We start from the raw sequence: 24,662 nt of genomic DNA on the forward strand, positions 1-24,662 counted from the left end.
GCATCGTGCGTAAATTGGCTCAACTGGCCGTAGTGGCCGCGGCGCTGGTCGCCACCCCGGCTTTCGCCGAAATGAAGGTTGCCGTGCTGAACTATCAGATGGCCCTGCTGGAATCGGACGCCGCCAAGAAGTACGCGGTGGATGCCGAGAAGAAATTCGGCCCGCAACTGACCAAGCTGAAAAGCCTGGAAAGCAGCGCCAAGGGTATCCAGGACCGCCTGATCAAGGGCGGCGACAAGATGCAGCAGCAGGAGCGTGAGCGCCTGGAGCTCGAGTTCAAGCAAAAAGCCCGCGATTTCCAGTTCCAGTCCAAGGAACTGAACGAAGCCAAGGCCGTTGCCGACCGTGACATGCTCAAGCAGCTGAAGCCGAAGCTGGATGGCGCTGTTGAGGAAGTGATCAAGAAAGGCGGTTACGACCTGGTTCTCGAGCGTGGCGCGGTTATCGATGTCAAACCCCAGTACGACATCACCCGCCAGGTCATCGAGCGCATGAACCAAGCCCGTTGATATGAGTGTGACCATGACGCTAGGCCAACTGGCCGAGGCCCTCGGTGCCACCCTGCAGGGGCCCGAGGCGCTGCAGATTACCGGGCTGGCCACCTTGCAAGAGGCTGGCCCCGGGCAGTTGACCTTCCTGGCCAACCCGCAGTACCGCAAGTACCTGGATAACTGCCAGGCCGGCGCGGTGCTGCTCAAGGCCGCGGACGCCGAAAGCTTTGCCGGCAATGCCCTGGTCGTGGCCGACCCGTACCTGGCTTATGCGCGCATTTCCCACCTGTTCGATCCGAAACCCAAGGCTGTGGCGGGAATACATCCCAGCGCCGTGGTGGCCGAGGATGCTCAGGTAGATGCCAGCGCCAGCATCGGGCCGTTCGCGGTCATCGAAAGTGGCGCCCGTATCGGCGCCAACGTGAGCATTGGTGCACATTGCTTCATTGGTGCCCGTTGCGTGGTGGGTGAAGGCGGCTGGCTGGCACCGAGGGTCACGTTGTATCACGATGTCACCATCGGCAAGCGCGTGGTCATCCAGTCGGGTGCGGTGATCGGCGGCGAGGGCTTCGGCTTCGCCAACGAGAAGGGCATCTGGCGCAAGATCGCCCAGATTGGTGGCGTTACCATCGGCGATGATGTGGAAATCGGCGTCAACACGGCGGTCGACCGTGGTGCGTTGTCGGACACCCGCATCGGCAATGGGGTCAAACTGGATAACCAGATCCAGATCGCCCACAACGTGCAGATCGGCGACCACACCGCCATGGCTGCGTGTGTCGGTATTTCCGGCAGCACGCGCATCGGCAAGCACTGCATGCTGGCGGGTGGCGTGGGGTTGGTGGGGCACATTGATATTTGCGATAACGTATTCATTTCCGGAATGACCATGGTTACCCGCTCGATCACCGAGCCGGGCTCCTATTCTTCCGGTACGGCCATGCAGCCATTGGCTGACTGGCGCAAGAGCGCCGCGCGTATCCGCCACCTGGACGATATGGCCAAGCGCCTCCAGCAGCTGGAAAAACGCGTCGATACCGTGACCTCAGGTGGCCAGCCGGCATCAGAAGGCTGATACCATTCCCTGAGCAAGAGTGAACAGTCGCTAGCTGGCTCCTCTTTGGATTGCAAAAGGAGCGTGCGGTCAGCACCTGCGCTCCCTATTCTTATTACAGGCTTCCCCCCCGAAATGATGGACATCAACGAGATTCGCGAATACCTGCCTCACCGTTACCCGTTCCTGCTGGTGGACCGCGTGACGGAGCTGGACTACGAGGCCCAGAGCATTCGTGCCTACAAGAATGTCAGCATCAACGAGCCGTTCTTCAATGGCCATTTCCCGGCGCACCCGATCATGCCGGGCGTCCTGATCATCGAAGCCATGGCCCAGGCGGCCGGTATCCTGGGTTTCAAGATGCTCGATGCCAAGCCTGCCGATGGCACCCTGTATTACTTCGTCGGCTCCGACAAGCTGCGTTTCCGTCAGCCGGTGCTGCCGGGTGACCAGTTGGTGCTGGAAGCCAAGTTCCTCAGCCGCAAGAGCATGATCTGGAAGTTCGAATGCCGCGCCCTGGTCGACGGCAAGCCGGTGTGCTCGGCAGAAATCACCTGCGCGGAACGCTCCCTATGAATTCGATTGATCCTCGGGCCATCATCGATCCCTCGGCCAAGCTCGCCGACGGTGTCGAGGTGGGCCCTTGGTCGATCGTGGGCCCCGATGTCGAGGTCGGGGAGGGCACCGTTATCGGCCCGCATGTTGTGTTGAAGGGGCCGACCCGTATCGGCAAGCACAACCGTATCTTTCAGTTTTCGTCGATTGGTGAAGACACCCCGGACCTCAAGTACAAGGGTGAGCCGACGCGCCTGGTGATTGGCGACCACAACGTGATTCGCGAAGGGGTGACCATTCACCGCGGGACCATCCAGGACCGTGCCGAAACCACCCTGGGTGACCACAACCTGATCATGGCTTATGCCCACATCGGCCATGACAGCGTCATCGGCAACCACTGCATTCTGGTCAACAACACGGCCCTCGCCGGGCATGTGCATGTGGGGGACTGGGCGATCCTGTCCGGCTACACCCTGGTGCACCAGTACTGCCATATCGGTGCCCACGCGTTTTCCGGCATGGGTACGGCGATCGGCAAGGACGTACCGGCCTTTGTGACCGTGTTCGGTAGCCCGGCCGAAGCCCGCAGCATGAACTTCGAAGGCATGCGCCGGCGCGGGTTCAGCGCCGAAGTGATCCACGTGCTGCGCCGTTGTTACAAGATTGTCTATCGTCAGGGCCTTACCGTCGAAGACGCACTCAAGGAGCTGGCCGAGCCTGCCGCGCTGCACCCTGAGGTCGAGCTGTTCCGCCAGTCGATCGTGAACTCCGCCCGCGGCATCACCCGCTGACATGGCCCGGCTTTGCGTAGCGCTGGTTGCCGGTGAGGCCAGCGGCGATATTCTGGGTTCAGGCCTGATGCGTGCCCTCAGCGAGCGGCACCCCGACATACGCTTTATCGGGGTAGGCGGCCCCTTGATGGAAGCCGAAGGCCTGCAATCCTATTTCCCAATGGAACGCCTGGCGGTCATGGGCCTGGTGGAGGTGCTGGGGCGCCTGCGCGAGCTGCTCAAGCGGCGCAAACTGCTGATCCAGACCCTGATCGATGAAAAGCCGGATGTGTTCATCGGTATCGATGCGCCTGACTTTACCCTCAACATCGAGCTGAAACTGCGGCAGGCCGGGATCAAGACCGTGCACTACGTCAGCCCGTCGGTCTGGGCCTGGCGGCAGAAGCGGGTGCTGAAGATCCGCGAAGGCTGCGACCTGATGCTGACCCTGCTGCCGTTCGAGGCGCGGTTCTATGAAGAGCAGGGCGTGCCGGTGCGCTTTGTCGGCCACCCGCTGGCCGACACCATCCCGCTGCAAGCCGACCGCGCAGCTGCGCGTGCCGCCCTGGGCCTGGGCGAGGGCCCGGTGGTGGCCCTGATGCCGGGCAGCCGCGGCGGCGAGGTTGGCCGCTTGGGGGCGTTGTTCCTCGATGCTGCCGAGCGCCTGTGCCACCACGTACCGGGCGTGCGCTTCGTACTGCCGTGTGCCAACGCGGCGCGGCGCGCGCAGGTCGAGCAGATGCTCGAAGGGCGGCAGTTGCCGCTGATGCTGCTTGATGGCCAGTCGCACCAGGCCCTGGCCGCCTGCGACGCGGTGTTGATCGCCTCGGGTACCGCCACCCTCGAAGCCCTGCTGTACAAGCGGCCGATGGTGGTGGCTTACCGCCTGGCGCCGCTGACCTACTGGATTCTCAAGCGGCTGGTGAAAAGCCCCTACGTGTCGTTGCCCAACCTGTTGGCGCAGCGTGAGCTGGTACCTGAGCTGCTGCAAGACGCTGCCACCAGCGAGGCGTTGGACAATACCCTGGTACCGCTGTTGCGCGATGGTAGCCGGCAGACCGAGCGTTTCGACGAAATTCACCGCACCCTGCGCCGCGACGCCTCCAATCAGGCGGCCGAGGCGGTGCTGGCCCTGCTCAAGGACCGCTGACATGCAATTTGGACTGGACTTCAACCTGGTCGAAGACCTGGTCGCCGGCGTTGACGAAGTGGGCCGTGGCCCGCTGTGCGGTGCGGTGGTAACGGCAGCGGTGATCCTCGACCCAACCCGGCCGATCCTCGGCCTGAACGATTCGAAGAAACTCACGCAAGCCAAGCGCGAAGCGCTGTTCGACGAGATTTGCGAAAAGGCCCTGAGTTTCTGTATCGCCCGTGCCGAGGTCGAGGAAATCGACCGGCTCAATATCCTGCAGGCCACCATGCTGGCCATGCAGCGCGCGGTCGAAGGCCTGCACGTTCCACCGAAGCTGGCGCTGATCGACGGCAACCGCTGCCCGAAACTGGCCGTGCCGGCAGCGCCAGTGGTCAAGGGCGATAGCCAGGTCCCGGCGATTGCGGCAGCATCGATTCTTGCCAAGGTCAGCCGTGACCGCGAAATGAGCGCGTTCGAGCTGATCTACCCGGGTTACGGTATCGGCGGGCACAAGGGCTACCCCACGCCGGTGCATCTGGAGGCCTTGGCCCGGCTTGGGCCTACGCCCATTCATCGGCGTTCCTTCGCCCCGGTGCGGGCGGCCTGGGAAGCGCGTGAAGGCGTTATCGATTCCCTGATCTGACCAATGGGGCGGGCCCCTTGTAGGCGCGGCTTTAGCCGCGAACACCGGCACAGCCGGTGCCATCCACCGCGGCGCATGATTCGCGGGTAAACCCGCTCCTACAAGCAGCCCCAAAACCCCCTCGCAATTACGCTACAATCCCGCCCTTGTCGTTCAGCACTGCTACAGGATCTCCCATGTCGGTTCCCTTCGTTCACCTGCGCGTCCATTCCGAATTCTCGCTGGTTGACGGCCTGGTGAGGATCAAGCCGCTGGCCAAGGCGCTGGCCGGGATGAACATGCCAGCAGTGGCCATCACCGACCAGAGCAACATGTGCTCGCTGGTGAAGTTCTACAAGACGGCCATGGGCGCCGGCATCAAACCGATCTGTGGTGCCGACCTGTGGCTGGCCGGCGCCGACCCGGAAGCGCCGCTGTCGCGTATCTGCCTGCTGGCCATGAACCCCAAGGGCTATCGCAACCTCACCGAGCTGATCTCGCGCGGTTGGACCGACGGCCAGCGCAACGGCCTGGTGATTCTTCAGCGTGAATGGATCGCGCCAGCCAGCGAAGGCCTGATCGCCTTGTCGGCCGGCAAGGAAGGTGACATCGGCATGGCCCTGCTGGCCGGCCGTGACGACGAAGCCCAGGCCCTGCTGCAAGACTGGATGGGCATGTTCCCCGAGCGCTTCTACGTAGAAGTGCAGCGCACCAACCGCGCCCGCGACGAGGAGTATGTGCATGCTGCCGTTGCCCTGGCCGACAGGTTGGGCGCGCCGCTGGTGGCCACCAACGACGTGCGTTTCATCAAGCAGTCCGACTTCGACGCCCATGAAACCCGGGTTTGTATCGGTGAAGGCTGGACCCTCGACGACCCCCGCCGGCCGCGTTGCTACAGCGACCAGCAGTACCTCAAGTCGTCCGAGGAAATGGCCGAGCTGTTCAGTGACCTGCCCGATGCCATCGCCAACACCGTCGAAATCGCCAAGCGTTGCAACATCCAGGTGCAGCTGGGCAAGTACTTCCTGCCCGACTTCCCTACGCCCAACGGCATGGGCATCGACGACTACCTGCGGCACGTGTCCCACGAAGGCCTGGAAGAGCGCCTGGCGGTGCTGTGGCCCAAGGAAACCACGCCCAATTATGAAGAGAAGCGCCAGGTTTACCTCGACCGGTTGAAGTTCGAACTGGACATCATCATCCAGATGGGCTTCCCCGGTTACTTCCTGATCGTTATGGACTTCATCAAGTGGGCCAAGAACAACGACGTGCCGGTTGGCCCTGGCCGTGGTTCGGGCGCCGGGTCGCTGGTGGCCTATGTGCTGAAGATCACCGACCTCGACCCGCTGGCCTATGACCTGCTGTTCGAGCGCTTCCTCAACCCTGAACGTATTTCCATGCCCGACTTCGACGTCGACTTCTGCATGGACGGCCGTGACCGGGTCATTGACTATGTGGCCGAGGCTTATGGCCGCAACGCGGTCAGCCAGATCATCACCTTCGGCACCATGGCTGCCAAGGCGGTGGTGCGCGACGTGGCACGGGTTCAGGGCAAGTCCTACGGCCTGGCCGACCGCCTGTCGAAGATGATTCCGTTTGAAGTGGGCATGACCCTGGAGAAGGCCTACGAGCAGGAAGAGATCCTGCGTGACTTCCTCAAGGGTGACGAGGACGCCCGCGAGATCTGGGATATGGCGCTGAAGCTGGAAGGTGTGACCCGGGGTACCGGCAAGCACGCCGGTGGCGTGGTGATCGCCCCGACCAAGCTCACCGACTTCTCCCCGATCGCCTGTGACGAAGAAGGCGGCGGCCTGGTAACCCAGTTCGACAAGGATGACGTCGAGGCGGCCGGGCTGGTGAAGTTCGACTTCCTCGGCCTGCGTACCCTGACCATCATCAAGTGGGCCATGGAGATCATCAACCGCGAGCAGGCCAAGAAAAACCTGCCCGACGTGAATATCGACTTCATCCCGCTGGACGACCGCAAAACCTACGAGCTGTTGCAGAAGGCCGAAACCACGGCGGTATTCCAGCTTGAATCGCGTGGCATGAAGGAGCTGATCAAGAAGCTCAAGCCCGACTGCCTGGAAGACCTCATCGCACTGGTGGCACTGTTCCGCCCCGGCCCGCTGCAGTCGGGCATGGTGGACGACTTCATCAACCGCAAGCACGGCCGTGCCGAGCTGGCCTACCCGCACTCCGACTACCAGTACGAAGGCCTCAAGCCGGTGCTGGCCCCCACCTACGGCATCATCCTGTACCAGGAACAGGTGATGCAGATTGCCCAGGTGATGGCCGGCTACACCCTCGGCGGCGCCGACATGCTGCGCCGGGCCATGGGCAAGAAAAAGCCCGAGGAAATGGCCAAGCAGCGTGGTGGTTTCATCGAAGGCTGCGTGGCCAACAATATCGATGCGGACCTGGCAGGCAACATCTTCGACCTGGTAGAGAAGTTCGCCGGTTACGGCTTCAACAAATCCCACTCCGCGGCCTACGGCCTGGTGTCGTACCAGACCGCCTGGCTGAAAACCCACTACCCGGCACCGTTCATGGCGGCGGTGCTGTCGGCCGACATGCACAACACCGACAAGGTGGTGGTACTGGTGGAGGAGGTGCGCAGCATGAAGCTGCGCCTGGATGCGCCGGACGTGAACTTCTCCGATTTCAAGTTCACCGTGAACAACGACGGCCGTATCGTCTACGGCCTGGGCGCTATCAAGGGCGTTGGCGAAGGCCCGGTAGAGGCCATCGTCGAAGCCCGTGCCCAGGGCGGGCCGTTCAAGGACCTGTTCGACTTCTGTGAGCGCATCGACCTCAAACGGGTCAACAAGCGCACCCTCGATGCGCTGGTGCGCAGTGGGGCGCTGGACCGGTTGGGCCCGCATTTCCATGACGAAATCAAGGCCTACCATGCCCATATCGACATCAACCGGGCGACCTTGCTTTCGGCACTGGGTGAGGCCATCAAGGCCGCCGAGCAGGCCGCGCATACCGCGGACAGTGGTCATGTCGACTTGTTCGGGGGCATGTTCGACGCGGCGGATGTCGATGTTTACGCCAACCACCGCAAGGTGCGCGAGCTGACCCTCAAGGAACGCCTGAAAGGCGAAAAGGACACCTTGGGGCTGTACCTGACCGGCCACCCGATCGACGAGTACGAAACCGAGATTCGCCGCTTCGCCCGCCAGCGCATCATCGACCTCAAACCGTCGCGTGAAACCCAGACCATCGCCGGCATGATCATTGCGCTGCGGGTGATGAAGAACAAGAAGGGTGACAAGATGGGCTTCGTCACCCTGGACGACCGCTCCGGGCGGATCGAGGCCTCGTTGTTCGCCGACGCCTATATCGCGGCGCAGTCGTTGCTGCAGACCGACGCCATGGTGGTGGTCGAAGGGGAGGTCAGCAATGACGACTTCTCCGGTGGCTTGCGCCTGCGGGTCAAGCAGGTCATGACCATGGAAGACGCGCGCACCAAGCTGGCCGAAAGCCTGCGCCTGAAGGTGGCGCACGAAGCGTTGAAGGGCGACCGGCTGAAATGGCTGGGGGAACTGATCACCCGCCACCGCGGTGCCTGCCCGATCACGCTGGAGTACACCGGCAGTGACGCCAAGGCCATGTTGCAGTTCGGCGAGCAGTGGGCGATCGACCCTGCCGATGGGCTGATTCAGGCACTGCGTGACCAGTTCGGACGTGAGAACGTCTTCCTGCAATATCGTTGAACCGACAAAAATTTAATCTCGACCTGAATGCGCCTGATCCCTTAAGGTATGGCGCCAAACGGATCAACCGGCCGGCCGCCTGGCCGTAGACCCAAGACGGATGACTATGAACCCGAATTTTCTCGATTTCGAACAGCCGATTGCCGACCTGCAAGCCAAGATCGAAGGCCTGCGCCTGGTGGGTAACGACAATTCGCTGAACATCAGCGATGAAATTGCCCGTCTGCAAGACAAGAGCAACACCCTGACCGAAAGCATCTTCGGCAACCTGACCAGCTGGCAGATTGCACGCCTGGCGCGTCACCCACGTCGTCCCTACACCCTGGACTACCTGGAGCACATCTTCACCGAGTTCGAAGAGCTGCACGGCGATCGCCACTTCTCCGATGATGCTGCCATCGTCGGCGGCACTGCGCGCCTGGATGGCAAGCCGGTCATGGTTATCGGCCACCAGAAAGGCCGCGAAGTACGCGAAAAGGTGCGCCGCAACTTCGGTATGCCGCGCCCTGAAGGTTACCGCAAGGCCTGCCGCCTGATGGAAATGGCCGAGCGCTTCAAGATGCCGATCCTGACCTTCATCGACACCCCAGGTGCCTACCCGGGCATCGACGCCGAAGAGCGCAACCAGAGCGAAGCCATCGCCTGGAACCTGCGGGTGATGGCGCGCCTGAAAACCCCGATCATCGCCACCGTGATCGGTGAAGGTGGGTCGGGCGGTGCACTGGCCATTGGTGTCTGCGACCAGCTCAACATGCTGCAGTACTCCACCTACTCGGTGATCTCGCCAGAAGGTTGCGCCTCGATCTTGTGGAAGACCGCCGACAAGGCCGCCGATGCTGCCGAAGCCATGGGTATTACCGCCGAGCGTCTGAAGAGCCTGAACATCGTCGACAAGGTCATCCAGGAGCCGCTGGGCGGCGCCCACCGTGACCCGGCTGCGATGTCGGAAAGCATCCGCGCTGACCTGGTGCAGCAGCTGGACATGCTCGGCAAGTTCGACAATGACGCGCTGCTGGCCCGTCGTTACGAGCGCTTGATGAGCTACGGGCTCTGATTCCGTGATGTGATCCGGGGGCTGCGTTGCGGCCCATTCGCCGGCAAGCCCGCTGTCTCATAGTGTGGCAGCTGGTTTGCCGGCGAATGGGGTGCAAAGCACCCCCGGCGATCTCAAGCCATGTGAGGCCTTCATGATCAACCTCACCCCCTGGCTCAACGCCCCCACCTGGTACATCGCCTTCTCCGGCGGCCTCGACTCTACCGTCCTCCTGCACCTGCTGGCCGACTACGCCCGCAGCCACGCAGCGCCGCCCTTGCGTGCGGTTCATGTCCACCATGGCCTGCAGGCCGCCGCCGACGCCTGGCCCGCCCACTGCCAGGCCGTCTGCGCCAGTCTTGGCATCGCGCTTGAGGTAATCCACGTTCAGGTCAAGCCCGGCGCCAGCCTGGAACAGGCGGCCCGCGACGCCCGCTATGGGGCTTTCCAGCAAACCCTCGGTCCAGGCGACATTCTGTTCACCGGCCAGCACCGTGACGACCAGGCCGAAACCCTGCTGTTGCGCTTGCTGCGCGGCACCGGCCTGCGTGGCCTGGCGGCCATGCCGGGGCAGCGGCCGCTAGGGCAGGGCAGGCTGGTCAGGCCGTTGCTGGGCTGTGCCCGGCAGCAGTTGCAGGTCTATGCCCAGGCCCGCGGGCTGGCGTGGATCAACGACCCTTCGAACGCTGACACCCGTTTTGCCCGCAACTTTCTGCGCCGGGAGGTGATACCGCAGTTGCAGCAGCGCTGGCCACAGGTTGGCCAGAATTTCGCCCGTGCCGCCGATCATCTGGGCGAGGCGCTGGGCCTGCTCGACGAACTGGCCCAGGGCGATCTGGTGACCGCGCAGCAGGGGGCGCCTGCCGCCTGGCCGGGCCTGGCCTCCCTCGACCTGGCTGCCCTGATGGCGCTGTCGCCGGCGCGCCAGCGCAACGCCTTGCAGTACTGGCTGAGCCAACGTACGCGGCTGCCCGATACCCGCCATTGGGCCGGTTGGGCAGACCTGCGCGATGCCGCGGTCGATGCCCAGCCGGTGTGGCGGCTGGCCGACGGGCAGTTGCAGCGTAGCCAAGGGCGCATCTGGTGGCTGAGTGGCGACTGGCTGCAGCCAGCCGCCGGTCAGCTGGCCTGGCCGGATCCAGGCGTGCCTTTGCCACTGCCGGGCAACGGTAACGTGCGGCTTGTTGGCGCAGCCGGGGTTGGCGGGCTGTGGATTGGCTACCGCCAGGGCGGCGAAACACTGGCGGTGCCCGGGCGCGGCCGGCGCGACCTCAAGCGCCTGCTCAACGAGCAGCAGGTGCCGCATTTCCTGCGTTCGCGCCTGCCCTTGCTGTACCAGGGCGAGCGCCTGCTGGCAGTGGCCAATTTGCCCGGGCTGGGGCAGGCGGGTTGGCAGCTGCACTGGCAGTTACCGACGAACGCGCAAGGTTTGAGCTGAAGGGTACATTCGGGTAGACTACCCTCCCTTCTTGATACAGCTTCTGTGGGTTCCGCGAAAACACAGGAGTTGCCGATTACCAAGCAGTTTTTTGCTGGGCTGATTCTGAAATGACGAGCGAGCTCCATGCCGGGGATACCCCTGGTCTGTACAGACGCGGCAGTTGTTCGAGATGCACTGTGATTGACGCAGGTGATCGGGGGCTTCGGCCTTCCTTCGCTTTCTCCGGCGGCGCTGGCCGCCTTAACGCAGACTTCTAGGGTTTTTCATGACGCGCTACATATTCGTCACGGGCGGTGTTGTTTCTTCATTGGGGAAAGGCATTGCCTCGGCTTCCCTGGCGGCCATCCTGGAAGCGCGGGGCCTGAAGGTCACCATGCTCAAGCTGGATCCGTACATCAACGTCGACCCGGGCACGATGAGCCCGTTCCAGCATGGTGAAGTGTTCGTCACCCACGATGGCGCCGAGACCGACCTCGACCTGGGCCACTACGAGCGGTTCATCCGCACCACCATGACCCAGAACAACAACTTCACCACCGGCCGTATCTACGAGCACGTGCTGCGCAAAGAGCGCCGTGGTGATTACCTGGGCGCGACCATCCAGGTCATTCCGCACATCACCGACGAAATCAAGCGCCGCATCATCAAGGGTGCTGGCGACGCCGACGTGGCCCTGGTGGAAATCGGCGGTACCGTGGGCGACATCGAGTCGCAACCATTCCTCGAGGCCATTCGCCAGCTGCGCGTCGAAGTGGGTTCCAAGCGCGCCATGCTGATGCACCTGACCCTGGTCCCGTACATCGCCACCGCTGGCGAAACCAAGACCAAGCCGACCCAGCACTCGGTCAAGGAGCTGCGCTCCATCGGCCTGCAGCCAGACGTGCTGATCTGCCGTTCCGACCACCCGGTCGATGCTTCCTCGCGCCGCAAGATCGCGCTGTTCACCAACGTTGAAGAGCGTGCGGTGATTTCGCTGGAAGACGTCGACACCATCTACAAGATCCCGGGTGTGCTGCACGCACAGGGCCTGGACGACTTCGTCGTCGAGCGCTTCGGCCTGCAATGCAACGGTGCCGACCTGTCCGAGTGGGACAAGGTGGTCGATGCCAAGCTCAACCCTGAGCACGAAGTGACCATCGCCATGGTCGGCAAGTACATGGAACTGCTGGATGCGTACAAGTCGCTGATCGAAGCGATGAGCCACGCCGGTATCACCAACCGTACCAAGGTCAACCTGCGCTACATCGACTCGGAAGACATCGAGAACCAAGGCACCAGCCTGCTCGAGGGTGCCGATGCCATCCTGGTCCCCGGCGGTTTCGGCCTGCGCGGCGTGGAAGGCAAGATCACTGCGGTTCAATATGCCCGTGAGAACAAGGTGCCGTACCTGGGTATCTGCCTGGGCATGCAGGTCGCGGTGATCGAATTCGCCCGTAACGTCATGGGCTGGAAAGACGCCAACTCCACCGAGTTCGACCGCAACAGCGGCCACCCGGTCGTCGGCCTGATCACCGAGTGGGCCGATGCCACCGGCGCGGTCGAAACCCGTGACGAGGCCTCCGACCTGGGCGGCACCATGCGCCTGGGTGCACAGGACTGCCAGCTGGCAGCCGGCTCCAAGGTGCACGACTGCTATGGCAAGGACGTGATCACCGAGCGCCACCGCCACCGTTACGAGGTCAACAACAACCTGCTGCCGCAGCTGGTTGACGCCGGCCTGGTGGTTTCCGGTCGTTCCGAAGACGGCGCGCTGGTCGAAGTGGTCGAGTCCAAAGACCACCCATGGTTCGTTGCCTGCCAGTTCCACCCGGAGTTTACCTCCACCCCGCGTGACGGTCATCCGCTGTTCAGCGGCTTCGTCAAGGCGGCCCTGGCGCAGAAGAACAAGGCCTGATTTTTTCGGGTCTTTGGTGAGTTTTCCGACGGTTAAGTCCGCGCGAGGCTCATTTCTCGGGTAAAGTACGCCCCGATCTACCCCTGACCACTCGGTCAGGGGTTGCTTTTGCCAGGCCTGCCTGCTGCGTCCCTGCCTGGTGAAAGGCAAGAATTCCCTAAAGCTGCGTTGTTTTCGTCAATTCTGGAGTGCTTACAACAATGGCAAAAATCGTCGACATCAAAGGTCGTGAAGTTCTCGACTCGCGTGGCAACCCCACCGTGGAAGCCGATGTACTGCTCGACAACGGCATCATCGGCAGCGCTTGCGCGCCGTCCGGTGCTTCCACCGGCTCGCGCGAAGCGCTGGAGCTGCGTGATGGCGACAAGAGCCGTTACCTGGGCAAGGGCGTGCTGAAGGCTGTCGCCAACATCAATGGCCCTATCCGCGACCTGCTGCTGGGCAAGGACCCGGCTGACCAGAAAGCCCTGGACCGCGCCATGATCGAGCTGGACGGTACCGAGAACAAGGCCAAGCTGGGCGCCAACGCCATCCTGGCCGTTTCCCTGGCTGCCGCCAAGGCCGCTGCCCAGGACCAGGACCTGCCGCTGTACGCGCACATCGCCAACCTGAACGGCACCCCAGGCCAGTACTCCATGCCGGTTCCGATGATGAACATCATCAACGGCGGCGAGCACGCCGACAACAACGTCGACATCCAGGAGTTCATGGTTCAGCCGGTTGGCGCCAAGACCTTCTCCGACGGCCTGCGCATGGGCACGGAAATCTTCCACCACCTCAAGGCTGTGCTCAAGGCCCGTGGCCTGAATACTGCCGTGGGTGACGAAGGTGGCTTCGCCCCTAACCTGGCGTCCAACGAAGATGCCCTGGGTGCAATCGCCGAAGCCGTCGAAAAAGCCGGCTACAAACTGGGCACCGACGTGACCCTGGCACTGGACTGCGCCGCTTCCGAATTCTACGAAGACGGTAAGTACAACCTGTCCGGCGAAGGCAAGTCGTTCGATGCCGAAGGCTTCGCAGACTACCTCAAAGGCCTGACCGAGCGCTTCCCGATCATCTCCATCGAAGATGGCCTGGACGAGTCGGACTGGGCTGGCTGGAAAATCCTCACTGACAAGATCGGTGAAAAGGTTCAGCTGGTTGGCGACGACCTGTTCGTGACCAACACCAAGATTCTCAAGGAAGGCATCGAGAAGGGCATCGGTAACTCGATCCTGATCAAGTTCAACCAGATCGGCTCGCTGACCGAAACCCTCGAAGCCATCCAGATGGCCAAGGCTGCCGGCTACACCGCGGTGATTTCGCACCGTTCCGGTGAAACCGAAGACTCGACCATTGCCGACCTGGCCGTAGGTACCGCTGCTGGCCAGATCAAGACCGGTTCGCTGTGCCGTTCCGACCGCGTATCCAAGTACAACCAACTGCTGCGTATCGAAGAGCAACTGGGCGCCAAAGCGGTTTACCGTGGTCGTGCCGAGTTTCGCGGCTAAGCAAGAGATGGTAAAAAGGCAGCAGCCGGAGTTGTAGGAACGTTCTTACTGAACTTTCCTTCTTCCCAACGGGTTTCTGTCAACGAAGCCTGGCCTCGGCCAGGCTTCGTGCTATTCGAGCTCCCGTAAAATGCGCGGCAGCCTTTTTGACCTGGATAACGTGATGCGCAGTCCCTATTGGGTGTTCCTTATTCTGCTCCTGCTGCTGGGTGGCCTGCAGTACCGTCTGTGGGTCGGCAATGGCAGCCTGGCGCAAGTGACCGAGCTGAAGCAGCAGATTGCTGAGCAGCACGCCGAAAACGAGCGCCTGCTGGAGCGTAATCGCGTGCTCGATGCTGAAGTGCTGGAGCTGAAAAAAGGCATGGAGACCGTTGAAGAGCGGGCTCGCCATGAATTGGGGATGGTCAAGGAGGGTGAAACCCTCTTCCAGTTGCCACAGAAATGATCGATACCTTACCGGCCTTCTGGGCCGTGATTCCAGCGGCGGGCGTAGGCGCCCGCATGGCTGCCGACCGCCCCAAGCAGTATCTGGAGCTGGCAGGGCAGACCCTTCTCGAACACAGCCTCGACTGTTTTCTTGGCCACCCGACGCTTAACGGCGTGGTGGTCAGCATTGCCGAACACGACCCTTACTGGCCTGCCCTGAGCTGTGCCAGCGACCCGCGTATCCAGCGCGCGGCGGGCGGGCGCGAGCGCGCCGATTCGGTACTCAATGCCTTGCTGCTGCTGCATGCCCAAGGGGCGGCGGATAGCGACTGGGTGCTGGTGCACGATGCTGCGCGGCCCAACCTGGCGCGTAGCGACCTGGACAAGCTGCTGGCGGAGTTGGCGGATGACCCGGTGGGTGGCCTGCTGGCGGTGCCGGCGCGCGACACGCTCAAACGTGCCGATGGCAAAGGCCGGGTCAGCGCCACCGTTGACCGCAGCACCATCTGGCAGGCCTACACGCCGCAGATGTTCCGCTTGGGGGCGTTGCACCGGGCGCTGGCCGAGTGCCTGGTGTCGGATGTCGTCGTGACCGATGAAGCTTCTGCCATCGAATGGTCCGGGCAGGCGCCGCGGCTGGTCGAAGGGCGCAGCGACAACATCAAGGTGACCCGGCCGGAAGACCTGGAGTGGTTGCGCCAGCGCTGGGCAGGTAGACGCTGAGAACGCCGGGTCCGCTGCGCGGCCCATTCGCAGGCAAGCCAGCTCCCACAGGTACCCCACAGACCCAAGGCATCGCGGCGCCTGTGGGAGCTGGCTTGCCTGCGATTGGGCCGCGCAGCGGCCCCCTTTGCAATCAGGCCCCGCGATACTCCGGCAACCCCGCCAACCCTTCCTTCAGATAGTCCACCAACCGCCGCACCTTCGGCGACAGGTGCCGCTGTTGCGGGTACAGCGCCCAAACCGCGGTATTGGGCGGTTGATGCCCCTCCAGCAACGACACCAGCGCGCCGCTGTGCAGGTGCTCCAGTACGTAATAGTCCGGCAACTGGCACAGCCCCATGCCTTGCAAGGCTGCATCCAGAACCGCCTGCCCACTGTTGCAACGCCAGTTGCCCTGCACCCGCTGGCTGATCTCGCGGCCGTCCTGCTGCAGTGCCCACGCATCCGAGCTGCCGATCAGGCAATTGTGTCGCGCCAGTTCCGACAGGCTGTGCGGCCGGCCATAGCGCTCCAGATAGGCTGGCGATGCGCACAGGTACATGCGCCGCGGCGCCAGGCGGGTCGCCACCAGTCGCGAATCGGCCAGCCTGCCCAGGCGGATGGCCAGGTCCATGCCTTCATGCAGCAGGTCAAGGGTGTGGTTGTTCAACTCCACATCCACGCGCAACTGGGGGTACAACGCCATGAAGCGGGTGACCAACGGCACGATGAAGCGCTCGCCATAGGCCACCGCGCAGGTCATGCGCAGCAGGCCCTTGGGCTCGCTGGCCAAGTCACCCATGGCGCGCAGGGCTTCTTCACGGCCATCCTGCAGGCGCTGGCAATGCTGCAGAAAGGTTTGCCCGGCTTCACTCAAGGTCACGCGGCGGGTACTGCGGTACAGCAGGCGGGTCTGCAAGCGTTCTTCCAGCCTGGCGATCTGCCGGCTGATGTGTGAAGACGAAACCCCCAGGCGCTCGGCGGCAGCCGTGAACTGCCCCGATTCGGCCACAGCCACGAATTCATCGATGCCTTCCCAGCGGTTGCTCATGATTATCCCTGTACGGCAATAATGTTTTGTCTTTGCCTGGATTATTCATCAAAAGGTAGTGAATTACACTGCCGGTCTGAACTGACATTCTGTCTGGAGACCCTCGATGATCAAGTCCCGTGCTGCTGTAGCCTTCGAAGCCAAGAAACCCCTGGAAATCGTCGAAGTCGATGTGGCCATGCCCAAGGCCGGTGAAGTGCTGCTGCGCGTGGTCGCCAGCGGTGTCTGCCACACCGACGCCTACACCCTGTCGGGTGCCGACCCGGAGGGCATCTTCCCATCCATTCTCGGCCATGAAGGCGGTGCGATCGTCGAAGCAGTAGGCGAGGGCGTGACCTCGCTGGCCGTGGGCGACCACGTGATCCCGCTCTACACCCCGGAATGCGGCAAGTGCAAGTTCTGCCTGTCGGGCAAGACCAACCTGTGCCAGGCGATCCGTGCTACCCAAGGCAAGGGCCTGATGCCTGACGGCACCACGCGCTTCTCCTACAAAGGCCAGCAACTGTTCCACTACATGGGCACCTCGACCTTCTCCGAGTACACGGTGTTGCCGGAAATCTCGGTGGCCAAGATCCAGAAAGAAGCCCCTCTGGAAAAGGTCTGCCTGCTGGGCTGCGGCGTGACTACCGGTATCGGTGCCGTGCTCAACACTGCCAAGGTCAAGGCGGGTGACACCGTGGCCATCTTCGGCCTCGGTGGCATCGGCCTGTCGGCGGTGATCGGTGCGGTGAAGGCCAAGGCCTCGCGCATCATCGCCATCGACATCAACCCGGCCAAGTTCGAGATCGCCCGTCAGCTGGGCGCCACCGACTGCATCAACCCGAAAGACTACGACCGCCCGATCCAGGAAGTGATTGTCGACCTGACCGACGGTGGCGTGGACTTCTCCTTCGAATGTATCGGTAACGTGCAACTGATGCGTGCTGCCCTGGAATGCTGCCACAAAGGGTGGGGCGAGTCGGTCATCATCGGCGTGGCCGGTGCCGGCCAGGAAATCGCCACCCGGCCATTCCAGCTGGTGACCGGCCGGGTCTGGCGTGGCTCTGCGTTCGGCGGCGTGCGTGGCCGCAGCGAGTTGCCGAGCTACGTGGAAATGTCCGAGAAAGGCGAGATTCCCCTGGATACGTTCATCACCCACACCATGGGCCTGGAAGACATCAACAAGGCCTTCGACCTGATGCATGAAGGCAAGAGCATTCGCAGCGTCATCCACTTCTGAGGTGCGCCATGAGCCTGGATAACATCTCTTGCCAGAAAAGCTTCGGCGGCTGGCACAAACGCTACCGGCACTATTCCAGCGTGCTGGGTTGCGACATGGTGTTCGCCGTGTACCTGCCGCCACAAGCCGAGCAGGGCGCCAAGCTGCCGGTGCTGTACTGGCTGAGCGGCCTGACCTGTACCGACGAGAACTTCATGCAGAAGGCCGGCGCCCAGCGCCTGGCTGCCGACCTGGGGTTGATCATCGTTGCGCCGGATACCAGCCCGCGTGGCGAGCAGGTGCCTGGCGACCCGGACGGCGCCTGGGACTTTGGCCTAGGGGCCGGCTTCTACCTCAATGCCACCCAGCAGCCCTGGGCCAAGCACTACCGCATGCATGACTATGTGGTAGAGGAGCTGCCAGCGTTGATCGAGGCGCATTTCCCGGCCTCGGCCGAGCGCAGCATCAGCGGCCATTCCATGGGTGGGCACGGTGCGCTGGTGTGCGCTTTGCGCAACCCGGGGCGTTATCGCTCGGTGTCGGCGTTTTCGCCGATCAGCAACCCCATGGATTGCCCGTGGGGCGAGAAAGCCTTCAGCCGCTACCTGGGTGACGATCGCGCGCGCTGGCGCGAGTGGGATGCCAGCGTACTGCTGGCCGAGACACCCGCTGGCGAGTGCCCACCGTTGCTGGTGGACCAGGGCGACCGTGACGACTTCCTCGAAAAGCAGCTCAAGCCCGAAGCGCTGGAGCAGGCAGCACGCAAAGGCGGCCACGAGCTGACCCTGCGCCTGCAACCAGGCTATGACCACAGCTACTACTTCATTGCCAGCTTCATCGAAGAGCACCTGCGCCACCATGCGGTGGCGCTGGGGCGGGTGTAGGGCTTTGCATTTTCGGTGTCTGTGAGATCGAGCGCCGCTCGGGCGGCGCTCGATCGCATAGGCGCTAAAAATCTTGAGGCGATCACCTCCAGCCCCACTCGCGCCTAAAGCAGGTAGAATCACGCCCTGACTCATTCAGGGCGTTTTCTTATGCGTATTGGCCACGGCTACGATGTGCATCGTTTCTGCGACGGTGATTTCATTACCTTGGGCGGGGTGCGTATCCCGCACACATTCGGCCTGCTGGCCCATTCCGACGGCGACGTGCTGCTGCACGCCCTGAGCGATGCCTTGCTTGGCGCTGCAGCGCTGGGTGACATCGGCAAGCACTTCCCCGATACCGACCCCCAGTTCAGGCGCCGACAGCCGCGCGCTGTTGCGGCACGTGGTGGGCATTGTCCGCGCCAAGGGTTGGAAGGTCGGCAACGTCGACGCCACCATCGTCGCCCAGGCGCCGAAAATGGCCCCGCACATCGAAACCATGCGGCAGTTGATCGCCGAAGATCTGCAAGTCGAACTCGACCAGGTCAACGTCAAGGCCACCACCACCGAAAAACTCGGTTTCTTCTGCGGCCGCGAGGAGGGCATTGCCGTGCATTCGGTTGCCCTGCTGCTGCCAGCATGACGGAACTGCAACTGCTGGGCCCGCGTGCATCGGGCGAAGTATTGGGCACCGCCGTGCTCAAGGCAGTGGCCGAGGATTTCCAGGTCGACGAGGTGTTGGATATCCCGTTGTCTGGCCAGGGCGAGCACCTGTGGTTGTGGGTCGAGAAGCGTGACCTCAACACCGAAGAAGCCGCCCGCCGCCTGGCTCGCGCCGCAGGCGTGCCAGTGCGCAGCATCAGCTATGCCGGGCTGAAGGACCGCCAGGCGCTGACCCGCCAGTGGTTCAGCCTGCACCTGCCAGGCAAGGCCGACCCGGACCTGTCACGCGCCGAAGATGCCACCCTGCGTGTGCTCAAGCAGGTGCGCCACCAGCGCAAGCTGCAGCGTGGTGCGCATTCGGCCAACGGCTTCACCTTGCGCCTGACCGCGCTGAACGCCGATCACCAGGCGCTGGATGCGCGGCTGCAACTGCTCAAGCAACAAGGTGTGCCCAACTACTTCGGCAGCCAACGCTTCGGTCACGGTGGTGGCAACGTCCATGACGCCCTGGACTGGGCGGCGCGCAAGGCCTTGCCCGAGCAACGCAACACGCGCTCACGGCTGCTGTCGGCCGGGCGCAGCTACCTGTTCAACCAGGTGCTGGCGGCACGAGTCGCCGACGGCAGTTGGAACCGGGCGCAGGTCGGCGATCTGCTGGCGTTCACCGACAGCCGCAGCTTTTTCCCTGCTGGTGAAGCGGAATGTACCGACCCGCGCCTGGCCATTCTCGACCTGCACCCGACTGGCCCGATGTGGGGCGCGGGCGGTTCGCCCGCCGCCGCCGCCCCCGCGCAGTTGGAAAATGCCGTAGGCGAACAGCAACCGGCGCTGTGCCAGTGGCTGGCCCAGGCGGGCATGGATCACGAACGGCGTATTCTGCGGCTCCCTATTGGCGGCCTTACGTGGCATTATCCCGAGCCTGATATCCTGCAACTGGAATTCGTCCTGCCGGCCGGATGCTTCGCCACCGTGGTGGTGCGTGAAGTCGTGGATCTGGTGTCGGCAGGGCAGACGGACAGCCCATGCGTATTCTGATTTCGAACGACGACGGTGTTACCGCACCCGGGATCGCCGCGCTGCACGCTGCGCTGGCGGATTACGCCGAGTGCGCGGTAATTGCCCCGGAGCAAGACAAGAGCGGCGCCAGCAGTTCGCTGACGCTGGACCGGCCCCTGCACCCGCAGACCTTGGCCAACGGCTTCATCAGCCTCAACGGTACGCCGACCGACTGCGTGCACCTGGGGCTCAACGGGCTGTTGCCGTACACCCCGGACATGGTCGTGTCGGGGATCAACCTGGGCGCCAACCTGGGGGACGACGTACTGTATTCGGGTACGGTCGCCGCGGCGCTGGAGGGGCGTTTCCTTGGGCGGACTTCCCTGGCGTTCTCGCTGCTCTCGCGCCAGCCCGACAACCTGCCGACCGCGGCGCATATCGCCCGGCGCCTGGTCGAGGCGCAGCCGCGCCTGGCACTGCCCCCGCGTACCGTGCTCAACGTCAACATTCCCAACCTGCCGTTGGCGCACATCCGCGGTATCCAGCTGACCCGCCTGGGGCACCGCGCACGAGCTGCAGCGCCAACCAAGGTGGTCAACCCGCGCGGCAAGGAAGGCTACTGGATCGCCGTTGCCGGCGATGCCGAGGACGGCGGCCCGGGCACCGATTTCCATGCGGTGATGCAGGGTTACGTGTCGATCACCCCGCTGCAACTCGACCGCACCTTCAGTGATGCCTTCGAGCAGCTCGATGGTTGGCTGGAGGGCCTGCTTTGATGCGCGAGGACGATATGCTGCGGCGGGGCATCGGCATGACCTCCCAACGGACCCGGGAGCGGCTGATCCAGCGCCTGTGCGAAGAGGGTGTATCGAACACCCAGGTGCTCGACGTGATCCGCCGCACCCCGCGCCACCTGTTCGTCGACGAAGCGCTGGCGCACCGCGCTTACGAAGACACCGCACTGCCAATCGGGCACAACCAGACCATCTCGCAGCCATTCATGGTTGCCCACATGAGCGAGTTGCTGCTTGAGGCCGGGCCGCTGGACAAGGTGCTGGAGATTGGCACCGGTTCCGGCTACCAGACGGCGGTGCTGGCGCAGTTGGTCGAGCGGGTATTCTCGGTGGAGCGCATCAAGGTGCTGCAGGACCGAGCCAAGGAGCGCCTGCTGGAGCTGAACCTGCGCAACGTGGTGTTCCGCTGGGGCGATGGTTGCGAGGGGTGGCCGGCGCTGGCACCGTACAACGGCATCATCGTCACCGCCGTTGCGCCGGAAGTGCCCCAGGCGCTGCTTGACCAACTGGCACCCGGTGGCCGTCTGGTCATACCGGTAGGGCCTGCGGGCGAAGCGCAGCAATTGATGCTGATCGTCCGCGAAGAGCATGGCTTCTCCCGTCGTGTACTGGGTGCCGTACGTTTCGTCCCGTTGCTGAACGGGCCGCTGGCCTGAGCAGCCCCGGTACGCGGCCAGTGGTATTTTTACGTGGGCGGCGAATTCTCGCGGCGCCGCCCTGTCTATCAGGCGGGGCGTGGCGTTAGCGCATGGCTTGCAGTGGCGCTGCGCAACAGCCTGGTGGCGGCCTGCCAATCCCGGCTCGCTTGGTTATAATTGCAACAATATTGCATTTCTTGTCTTCATATCGTTTTTCGGCACCATGAGGGGAGCGCGGGTGGGTCACACAGTCATTCGGCAGCGCAAGGACGGTTCGGGCTTCAAGCTTCTGGTGATTGCATTGGCCATGGGCACGCTACTGGTGGGTTGCTCGAGCACCGGCAGCAACAGCGCGCGCGTGGTCGATCGCAACAGCAGTGCGCCCAAGCGCCCGACGGTGACCTCCGGGCAATACGTCGTCAAGCCTGGCGATACCCTGTTCTCCATCGCCTTCCGTTATGGTTGGGATTACAAGGAGCTGGCCGCCCGTAATGGTATCGCGCCGCCCTACACCATCCGCCCGGGCCAGGCGATTCGGTTCAGCAGCGGCGCCGGCAGCAGCACCACGGTGGTGTCCAGCCCGTCTTCCTCAAGCCGCACCACGGTCACGCGGCGGCCTGTCACGGCGCCGGCCGGTTCCAGCAAACCCGCTACCCCGGCTGGCACCACCAGCGCGCCGGTGGTCGCCACTGTGCCCGCTGCAGAGCGCGCGGTCGGTGGTTGGACCTGGCCCGCCAATGGCGTGCTGATTGGAAAATTTGCTTCAAACGGTAGTTTGAATAAAGGCATTGATATCGCCGGTGATTTGGGACAGCCTGTTTTTGCTGCGTCTGATGGTGCAGTGGTTTACGCCGGGAGTGGATTAAGGGGCTACGGCGAGCTGATCATCATCAAGCACAGCGATACCTACGTCAGTGCCTACGGTCACAACCGCAGGCTGTTGGTTCGGGAGGGGCAGCAGGTCAAGGCAGGGCAGTCGATTGCTGAAATGGGGTCCACGGGCACTGATCGGGTGAAGCTGCATTTCGAGATTCGCCGCCAGGGCAAACCCGTCGATCCGCTCCAGTTCCTGCCACGTCGTTGACCGTTGTACCCGGCCTGTTCCTGTGATGTAGAGGGGACAGGCTCAAGCGCTGCCAGGGATAAAGGTGCCGCTCGAGTCTGAGTTCGAACTCAGCAAAGGACTATAACAATGGCTCTCAGTAAAGAAGTGCCGGAGTTTGACATCGACGATGACGTCCTCCTGATGGAGACGGGTATCGTTTTGGAAACGGATGTGGTGTCAGACGAACCTGCTGTATCTTCGGTTCGGACGAGGGCCAAGTCGGGCTCTTCGCTCAAGCAACACAAGTATATCGATTACACCCGGGCGCTAGACGCCACCCAGCTGTACCTCAACGAGATCGGTTTCTCGCCACTGCTGTCGCCGGAAGAGGAAGTCCATTTTGCGCGTCTGTCGCAAAAAGGTGATCCTGCCGGCCGCAAGCGCATGATTGAAAGCAACCTTCGCCTGGTTGTGAAAATTGCCCGTCGTTACGTCAACCGTGGCCTGTCGTTGCTCGACCTGATCGAGGAAGGCAATCTGGGCCTGATCCGTGCGGTGGAGAAGTTCGACCCGGAGCGCGGTTTCCGTTTCTCGACCTATGCGACCTGGTGGATTCGCCAGACCATCGAACGGGCTATCATGAACCAGACCCGTACCATCCGCCTGCCGATCCACGTGGTCAAGGAGCTCAACGTCTACCTGCGCGCTGCGCGCGAGTTGACGCAGAAGCTCGACCACGAACCCTCGCCGGAAGAAATCGCCACCTTGCTGGAAAAGCCCGTTGCCGAGGTCAAGCGCATGCTCGGCCTGAACGAGCGGGTGTCGTCGGTGGACGTTTCGCTCGGCCCGGATTCAGACAAGACGCTGCTCGATACCTTGACCGACGACCGTCCCACTGACCCGTGCGAACTGCTGCAGGATGACGACCTGTCGCAGAGCATCGACCAGTGGCTGGGCGAGTTGACCGACAAGCAGCGTGAGGTGGTGGTACGCCGCTTCGGGCTGCGTGGGCACGAAAGCAGCACCTTGGAGGATGTTGGGCTGGAGATTGGCCTGACCCGCGAACGGGTGCGGCAGATTCAGGTAGAAGGCCTTAAGCGCCTGCGCGAGATCCTGGAGAAGAACGGCTTGTCGAGCGAGTCTTTGTTCCAGTAGCCAAGGCAGTCGCTCACGAACGCCCCGATACCGTCGGGGCGTTTTTGTTTGTGGGTTGAAGCACGGCAAAAGCCCCCCAGAACTGCCCGGCAAAAAACCTGTCGAATATGTAATGCGCTACCCTGCTAACACCTGCTGTAAGCCTTTGCTTACTCGTGCTGTAAGCCATTCTAGCGAGCGACAGTAAATCAAAGTCGTTTTCAGAGACTGGTTTTTCATAACGCATTGAAAAACAAGGCTTATCTGCAGGTGAGTAAATGTTTCCCCGGCAATATCCGGCAAACTCCGGCGCTTGCCCGCGCCGCTGAACCCGCTAGTATTCGAACTGTGCACAGGGACATGCACAGGCTTTCAGGATGAAGGCCAAGGACATCGCAAGACGCGATTTCATCAGGATGATGTTTGGGACAAGCAGGGACTACGGAAAAAAATGTGGGCGGGTCAAACCGCCCCTTTTTTTGTCCGCAGTTTTTGCCCGGCACCAAAACAGAAAAGGCCCCGTAGGGCCTTTTTGCATTTCAGCGCTATCAGCGCTCCAGGTCGGCAATCTTGCCAGTCTTGCCATCCCACTCTTCGGCGTCTGGCAGGGCCTCCTTACGCTCGGTAATGTTCGGCCAGATTTCCGCCAACTCGGCGTTCAGCTCGATGAAGTTCTCCATGCCCGCAGGCACTTCGTCTTCCGAGAAAATCGCTTGCGCTGGGCATTCCGGCTCGCACAGGGCGCAGTCGATGCACTCGTCCGGGTGGATAACCAGGAAGTTCGGGCCTTCGTAGAAGCAGTCCACCGGACAGACTTCCACGCAGTCGGTGTATTTGCATTTGATGCAGTTGTCGGTGACAACGAAGGTCATTTTTAGTTCTCTCCTCAGGCGACGGCGGCGGCCCTTCCTCTCGGGGCCGCGCGGTTTACGGGCATATGGC

At 62.7% G+C, this 24,662-nt stretch carries 22 protein-coding genes and 1 pseudogene; 21 read left to right on the forward strand and 2 right to left on the reverse strand.

Going from position 1 to position 24,662, the window contains the following annotated elements; all coding sequences use genetic code 11:
* The first annotated feature begins 5 nt into the window (after nucleotides 1-5).
* The 13 genes from GEV39_RS05300 (at nucleotide 6) to ispD (ending at nucleotide 15,356) form a co-directional block, all read left to right on the forward strand.
* Nucleotides 6-509, forward strand: a complete 504-nt coding sequence (locus GEV39_RS05300; RefSeq protein WP_003252311.1) for an OmpH/Skp family outer membrane protein — start codon at nucleotides 6-8, stop codon at nucleotides 507-509.
* 1 nt (nucleotide 510) lies between these two features.
* Nucleotides 511-1,566: a UDP-3-O-(3-hydroxymyristoyl)glucosamine N-acyltransferase gene (lpxD, locus tag GEV39_RS05305; protein ID WP_173887792.1), complete on the forward strand. Its 1,056-nt coding sequence runs from the start codon at nucleotides 511-513 to the stop codon at nucleotides 1,564-1,566.
* Between the two features lie 114 nt (nucleotides 1,567-1,680).
* Entirely contained in the window at nucleotides 1,681-2,121 is a 441-nt protein-coding gene (gene fabZ / locus GEV39_RS05310) for a 3-hydroxyacyl-ACP dehydratase FabZ (protein WP_004375427.1), read from the forward strand.
* Nucleotides 2,118-2,894: an acyl-ACP--UDP-N-acetylglucosamine O-acyltransferase gene (lpxA, locus tag GEV39_RS05315; protein WP_009686941.1), complete on the forward strand. Its 777-nt coding sequence runs from the start codon at nucleotides 2,118-2,120 to the stop codon at nucleotides 2,892-2,894. The genes fabZ and lpxA overlap by 4 nt, the downstream gene beginning before the upstream one ends.
* A 1-nt stretch (nucleotide 2,895) precedes the next feature.
* Nucleotides 2,896-4,023 carry a lipid-A-disaccharide synthase gene (gene lpxB / locus GEV39_RS05320; RefSeq protein ID WP_173887793.1) on the forward strand — a complete coding sequence of 376 codons (1,128 nt, stop codon included), beginning with the start codon at nucleotides 2,896-2,898 and terminating at the stop codon, nucleotides 4,021-4,023.
* Nucleotide 4,024: 1 nt separating this feature from the next.
* Nucleotides 4,025-4,648, forward strand: coding sequence for a ribonuclease HII (gene rnhB, locus GEV39_RS05325; protein WP_173887794.1), 624 nt, complete (start codon nucleotides 4,025-4,027; stop codon nucleotides 4,646-4,648).
* Between the two features lie 176 nt (nucleotides 4,649-4,824).
* Nucleotides 4,825-8,349, forward strand: coding sequence for a DNA polymerase III subunit alpha (dnaE, locus tag GEV39_RS05330; protein ID WP_173887795.1), 3,525 nt, complete (start codon nucleotides 4,825-4,827; stop codon nucleotides 8,347-8,349).
* Between the two features lie 106 nt (nucleotides 8,350-8,455).
* Complete coding sequence (locus GEV39_RS05335; RefSeq protein WP_009686937.1) at nucleotides 8,456-9,403, forward strand: acetyl-CoA carboxylase carboxyltransferase subunit alpha; 948 nt, start codon at nucleotides 8,456-8,458, stop codon at nucleotides 9,401-9,403.
* Between the two features lie 133 nt (nucleotides 9,404-9,536).
* Complete coding sequence (tilS, locus tag GEV39_RS05340) at nucleotides 9,537-10,820, forward strand: tRNA lysidine(34) synthetase TilS (protein ID WP_173887796.1); 1,284 nt, start codon at nucleotides 9,537-9,539, stop codon at nucleotides 10,818-10,820.
* 268 nt (nucleotides 10,821-11,088) lie between these two features.
* Nucleotides 11,089-12,717 carry a CTP synthase gene (gene pyrG / locus GEV39_RS05345; RefSeq protein WP_012270851.1) on the forward strand — a complete coding sequence of 543 codons (1,629 nt, stop codon included), beginning with the start codon at nucleotides 11,089-11,091 and terminating at the stop codon, nucleotides 12,715-12,717.
* 200 nt (nucleotides 12,718-12,917) lie between these two features.
* Nucleotides 12,918-14,207 carry a phosphopyruvate hydratase gene (eno, locus tag GEV39_RS05350; protein ID WP_054890065.1) on the forward strand — a complete coding sequence of 430 codons (1,290 nt, stop codon included), beginning with the start codon at nucleotides 12,918-12,920 and terminating at the stop codon, nucleotides 14,205-14,207.
* Nucleotides 14,208-14,370: 163 nt separating this feature from the next.
* On the forward strand, nucleotides 14,371-14,652 hold the full coding sequence (gene ftsB / locus GEV39_RS05355) for a cell division protein FtsB (RefSeq protein ID WP_009686932.1): 282 nt from the start codon (nucleotides 14,371-14,373) through the stop codon (nucleotides 14,650-14,652).
* Nucleotides 14,649-15,356: a 2-C-methyl-D-erythritol 4-phosphate cytidylyltransferase gene (gene ispD / locus GEV39_RS05360; RefSeq protein ID WP_173887797.1), complete on the forward strand. Its 708-nt coding sequence runs from the start codon at nucleotides 14,649-14,651 to the stop codon at nucleotides 15,354-15,356. Before ftsB ends, ispD begins: the two co-directional genes overlap by 4 nt.
* Before the next feature lie 133 nt (nucleotides 15,357-15,489).
* Here ispD and GEV39_RS05365 read toward each other — a convergent pair whose 3' ends face one another.
* Complete coding sequence (locus GEV39_RS05365; protein ID WP_047150206.1) at nucleotides 15,490-16,386, reverse strand: LysR substrate-binding domain-containing protein; 897 nt, start codon at nucleotides 16,384-16,386, stop codon at nucleotides 15,490-15,492.
* 106 nt (nucleotides 16,387-16,492) lie between these two features.
* Between GEV39_RS05365 and GEV39_RS05370 the strand changes: the two genes are divergently transcribed.
* From GEV39_RS05370 to rpoS, 8 genes and pseudogenes are all read left to right on the forward strand, one after another.
* Nucleotides 16,493-17,605 (forward strand): S-(hydroxymethyl)glutathione dehydrogenase/class III alcohol dehydrogenase, encoded by a 1,113-nt coding sequence (locus GEV39_RS05370; protein WP_060480139.1) that lies wholly within the window; start codon nucleotides 16,493-16,495, stop codon nucleotides 17,603-17,605.
* 8 nt (nucleotides 17,606-17,613) lie between these two features.
* Nucleotides 17,614-18,468: an S-formylglutathione hydrolase gene (gene fghA / locus GEV39_RS05375; protein WP_173887798.1), complete on the forward strand. Its 855-nt coding sequence runs from the start codon at nucleotides 17,614-17,616 to the stop codon at nucleotides 18,466-18,468.
* Nucleotides 18,469-18,618: 150 nt separating this feature from the next.
* Nucleotides 18,619-19,093: pseudogene (gene ispF / locus GEV39_RS05380) on the forward strand (2-C-methyl-D-erythritol 2,4-cyclodiphosphate synthase).
* On the forward strand, nucleotides 19,090-20,148 hold the full coding sequence (gene truD / locus GEV39_RS05385) for a tRNA pseudouridine(13) synthase TruD (RefSeq protein ID WP_173887799.1): 1,059 nt from the start codon (nucleotides 19,090-19,092) through the stop codon (nucleotides 20,146-20,148). Before ispF ends, truD begins: the two are co-directional and overlap by 4 nt.
* Nucleotides 20,136-20,885 (forward strand): 5'/3'-nucleotidase SurE, encoded by a 750-nt coding sequence (gene surE / locus GEV39_RS05390; RefSeq protein ID WP_173887800.1) that lies wholly within the window; start codon nucleotides 20,136-20,138, stop codon nucleotides 20,883-20,885. Before truD ends, surE begins: the two co-directional genes overlap by 13 nt.
* A 35-nt stretch (nucleotides 20,886-20,920) precedes the next feature.
* The gene (locus tag GEV39_RS05395) at nucleotides 20,921-21,559 is read left to right on the forward strand and encodes a protein-L-isoaspartate(D-aspartate) O-methyltransferase (RefSeq protein ID WP_009686062.1); all 639 of its coding nucleotides are present in this window, start codon (nucleotides 20,921-20,923) and stop codon (nucleotides 21,557-21,559) included.
* 220 nt (nucleotides 21,560-21,779) lie between these two features.
* Nucleotides 21,780-22,625, forward strand: a complete 846-nt coding sequence (locus tag GEV39_RS05400) for a peptidoglycan DD-metalloendopeptidase family protein (RefSeq protein ID WP_047150205.1) — start codon at nucleotides 21,780-21,782, stop codon at nucleotides 22,623-22,625.
* Between the two features lie 108 nt (nucleotides 22,626-22,733).
* Nucleotides 22,734-23,741 carry an RNA polymerase sigma factor RpoS gene (gene rpoS, locus GEV39_RS05405; protein WP_009686059.1) on the forward strand — a complete coding sequence of 336 codons (1,008 nt, stop codon included), beginning with the start codon at nucleotides 22,734-22,736 and terminating at the stop codon, nucleotides 23,739-23,741.
* Nucleotides 23,742-24,268: 527 nt separating this feature from the next.
* Here rpoS and fdxA read toward each other — a convergent pair.
* Nucleotides 24,269-24,592 (reverse strand): ferredoxin FdxA, encoded by a 324-nt coding sequence (gene fdxA, locus GEV39_RS05410; RefSeq protein WP_173887801.1) that lies wholly within the window; start codon nucleotides 24,590-24,592, stop codon nucleotides 24,269-24,271.
* Nucleotides 24,593-24,662 lie beyond the last annotated feature (70 nt).

The sequence above is a fragment of the Pseudomonas sp. NY5710 genome, from assembly GCF_013305665.1.
Taxonomy (GTDB): domain Bacteria; phylum Pseudomonadota; class Gammaproteobacteria; order Pseudomonadales; family Pseudomonadaceae; genus Aquipseudomonas; species Aquipseudomonas juntendi.

Coding starts and splice junctions, on each gene's coding strand:
- lpxD (WP_173887792.1), top strand. CDS start 511: ATGAGTGTGACCATGACGCTAGGCCAACTGGCCGAGGCCCTCGGTGCC.
- fabZ (WP_004375427.1), top strand. CDS start 1,681: ATGATGGACATCAACGAGATTCGCGAATACCTGCCTCACCGTTACCCG.
- lpxA (WP_009686941.1), top strand. CDS start 2,118: ATGAATTCGATTGATCCTCGGGCCATCATCGATCCCTCGGCCAAGCTC.
- lpxB (WP_173887793.1), top strand. CDS start 2,896: ATGGCCCGGCTTTGCGTAGCGCTGGTTGCCGGTGAGGCCAGCGGCGAT.
- rnhB (WP_173887794.1), top strand. CDS start 4,025: ATGCAATTTGGACTGGACTTCAACCTGGTCGAAGACCTGGTCGCCGGC.
- dnaE (WP_173887795.1), top strand. CDS start 4,825: ATGTCGGTTCCCTTCGTTCACCTGCGCGTCCATTCCGAATTCTCGCTG.
- GEV39_RS05335 (WP_009686937.1), top strand. CDS start 8,456: ATGAACCCGAATTTTCTCGATTTCGAACAGCCGATTGCCGACCTGCAA.
- tilS (WP_173887796.1), top strand. CDS start 9,537: ATGATCAACCTCACCCCCTGGCTCAACGCCCCCACCTGGTACATCGCC.
- pyrG (WP_012270851.1), top strand. CDS start 11,089: ATGACGCGCTACATATTCGTCACGGGCGGTGTTGTTTCTTCATTGGGG.
- eno (WP_054890065.1), top strand. CDS start 12,918: ATGGCAAAAATCGTCGACATCAAAGGTCGTGAAGTTCTCGACTCGCGT.
- ftsB (WP_009686932.1), top strand. CDS start 14,371: ATGCGCAGTCCCTATTGGGTGTTCCTTATTCTGCTCCTGCTGCTGGGT.
- ispD (WP_173887797.1), top strand. CDS start 14,649: ATGATCGATACCTTACCGGCCTTCTGGGCCGTGATTCCAGCGGCGGGC.
- GEV39_RS05365 (WP_047150206.1), bottom strand. CDS start 16,386: ATGAGCAACCGCTGGGAAGGCATCGATGAATTCGTGGCTGTGGCCGAA.
- GEV39_RS05370 (WP_060480139.1), top strand. CDS start 16,493: ATGATCAAGTCCCGTGCTGCTGTAGCCTTCGAAGCCAAGAAACCCCTG.
- fghA (WP_173887798.1), top strand. CDS start 17,614: ATGAGCCTGGATAACATCTCTTGCCAGAAAAGCTTCGGCGGCTGGCAC.
- truD (WP_173887799.1), top strand. CDS start 19,090: ATGACGGAACTGCAACTGCTGGGCCCGCGTGCATCGGGCGAAGTATTG.
- surE (WP_173887800.1), top strand. CDS start 20,136: ATGCGTATTCTGATTTCGAACGACGACGGTGTTACCGCACCCGGGATC.
- GEV39_RS05395 (WP_009686062.1), top strand. CDS start 20,921: ATGACCTCCCAACGGACCCGGGAGCGGCTGATCCAGCGCCTGTGCGAA.
- rpoS (WP_009686059.1), top strand. CDS start 22,734: ATGGCTCTCAGTAAAGAAGTGCCGGAGTTTGACATCGACGATGACGTC.
- fdxA (WP_173887801.1), bottom strand. CDS start 24,592: ATGACCTTCGTTGTCACCGACAACTGCATCAAATGCAAATACACCGAC.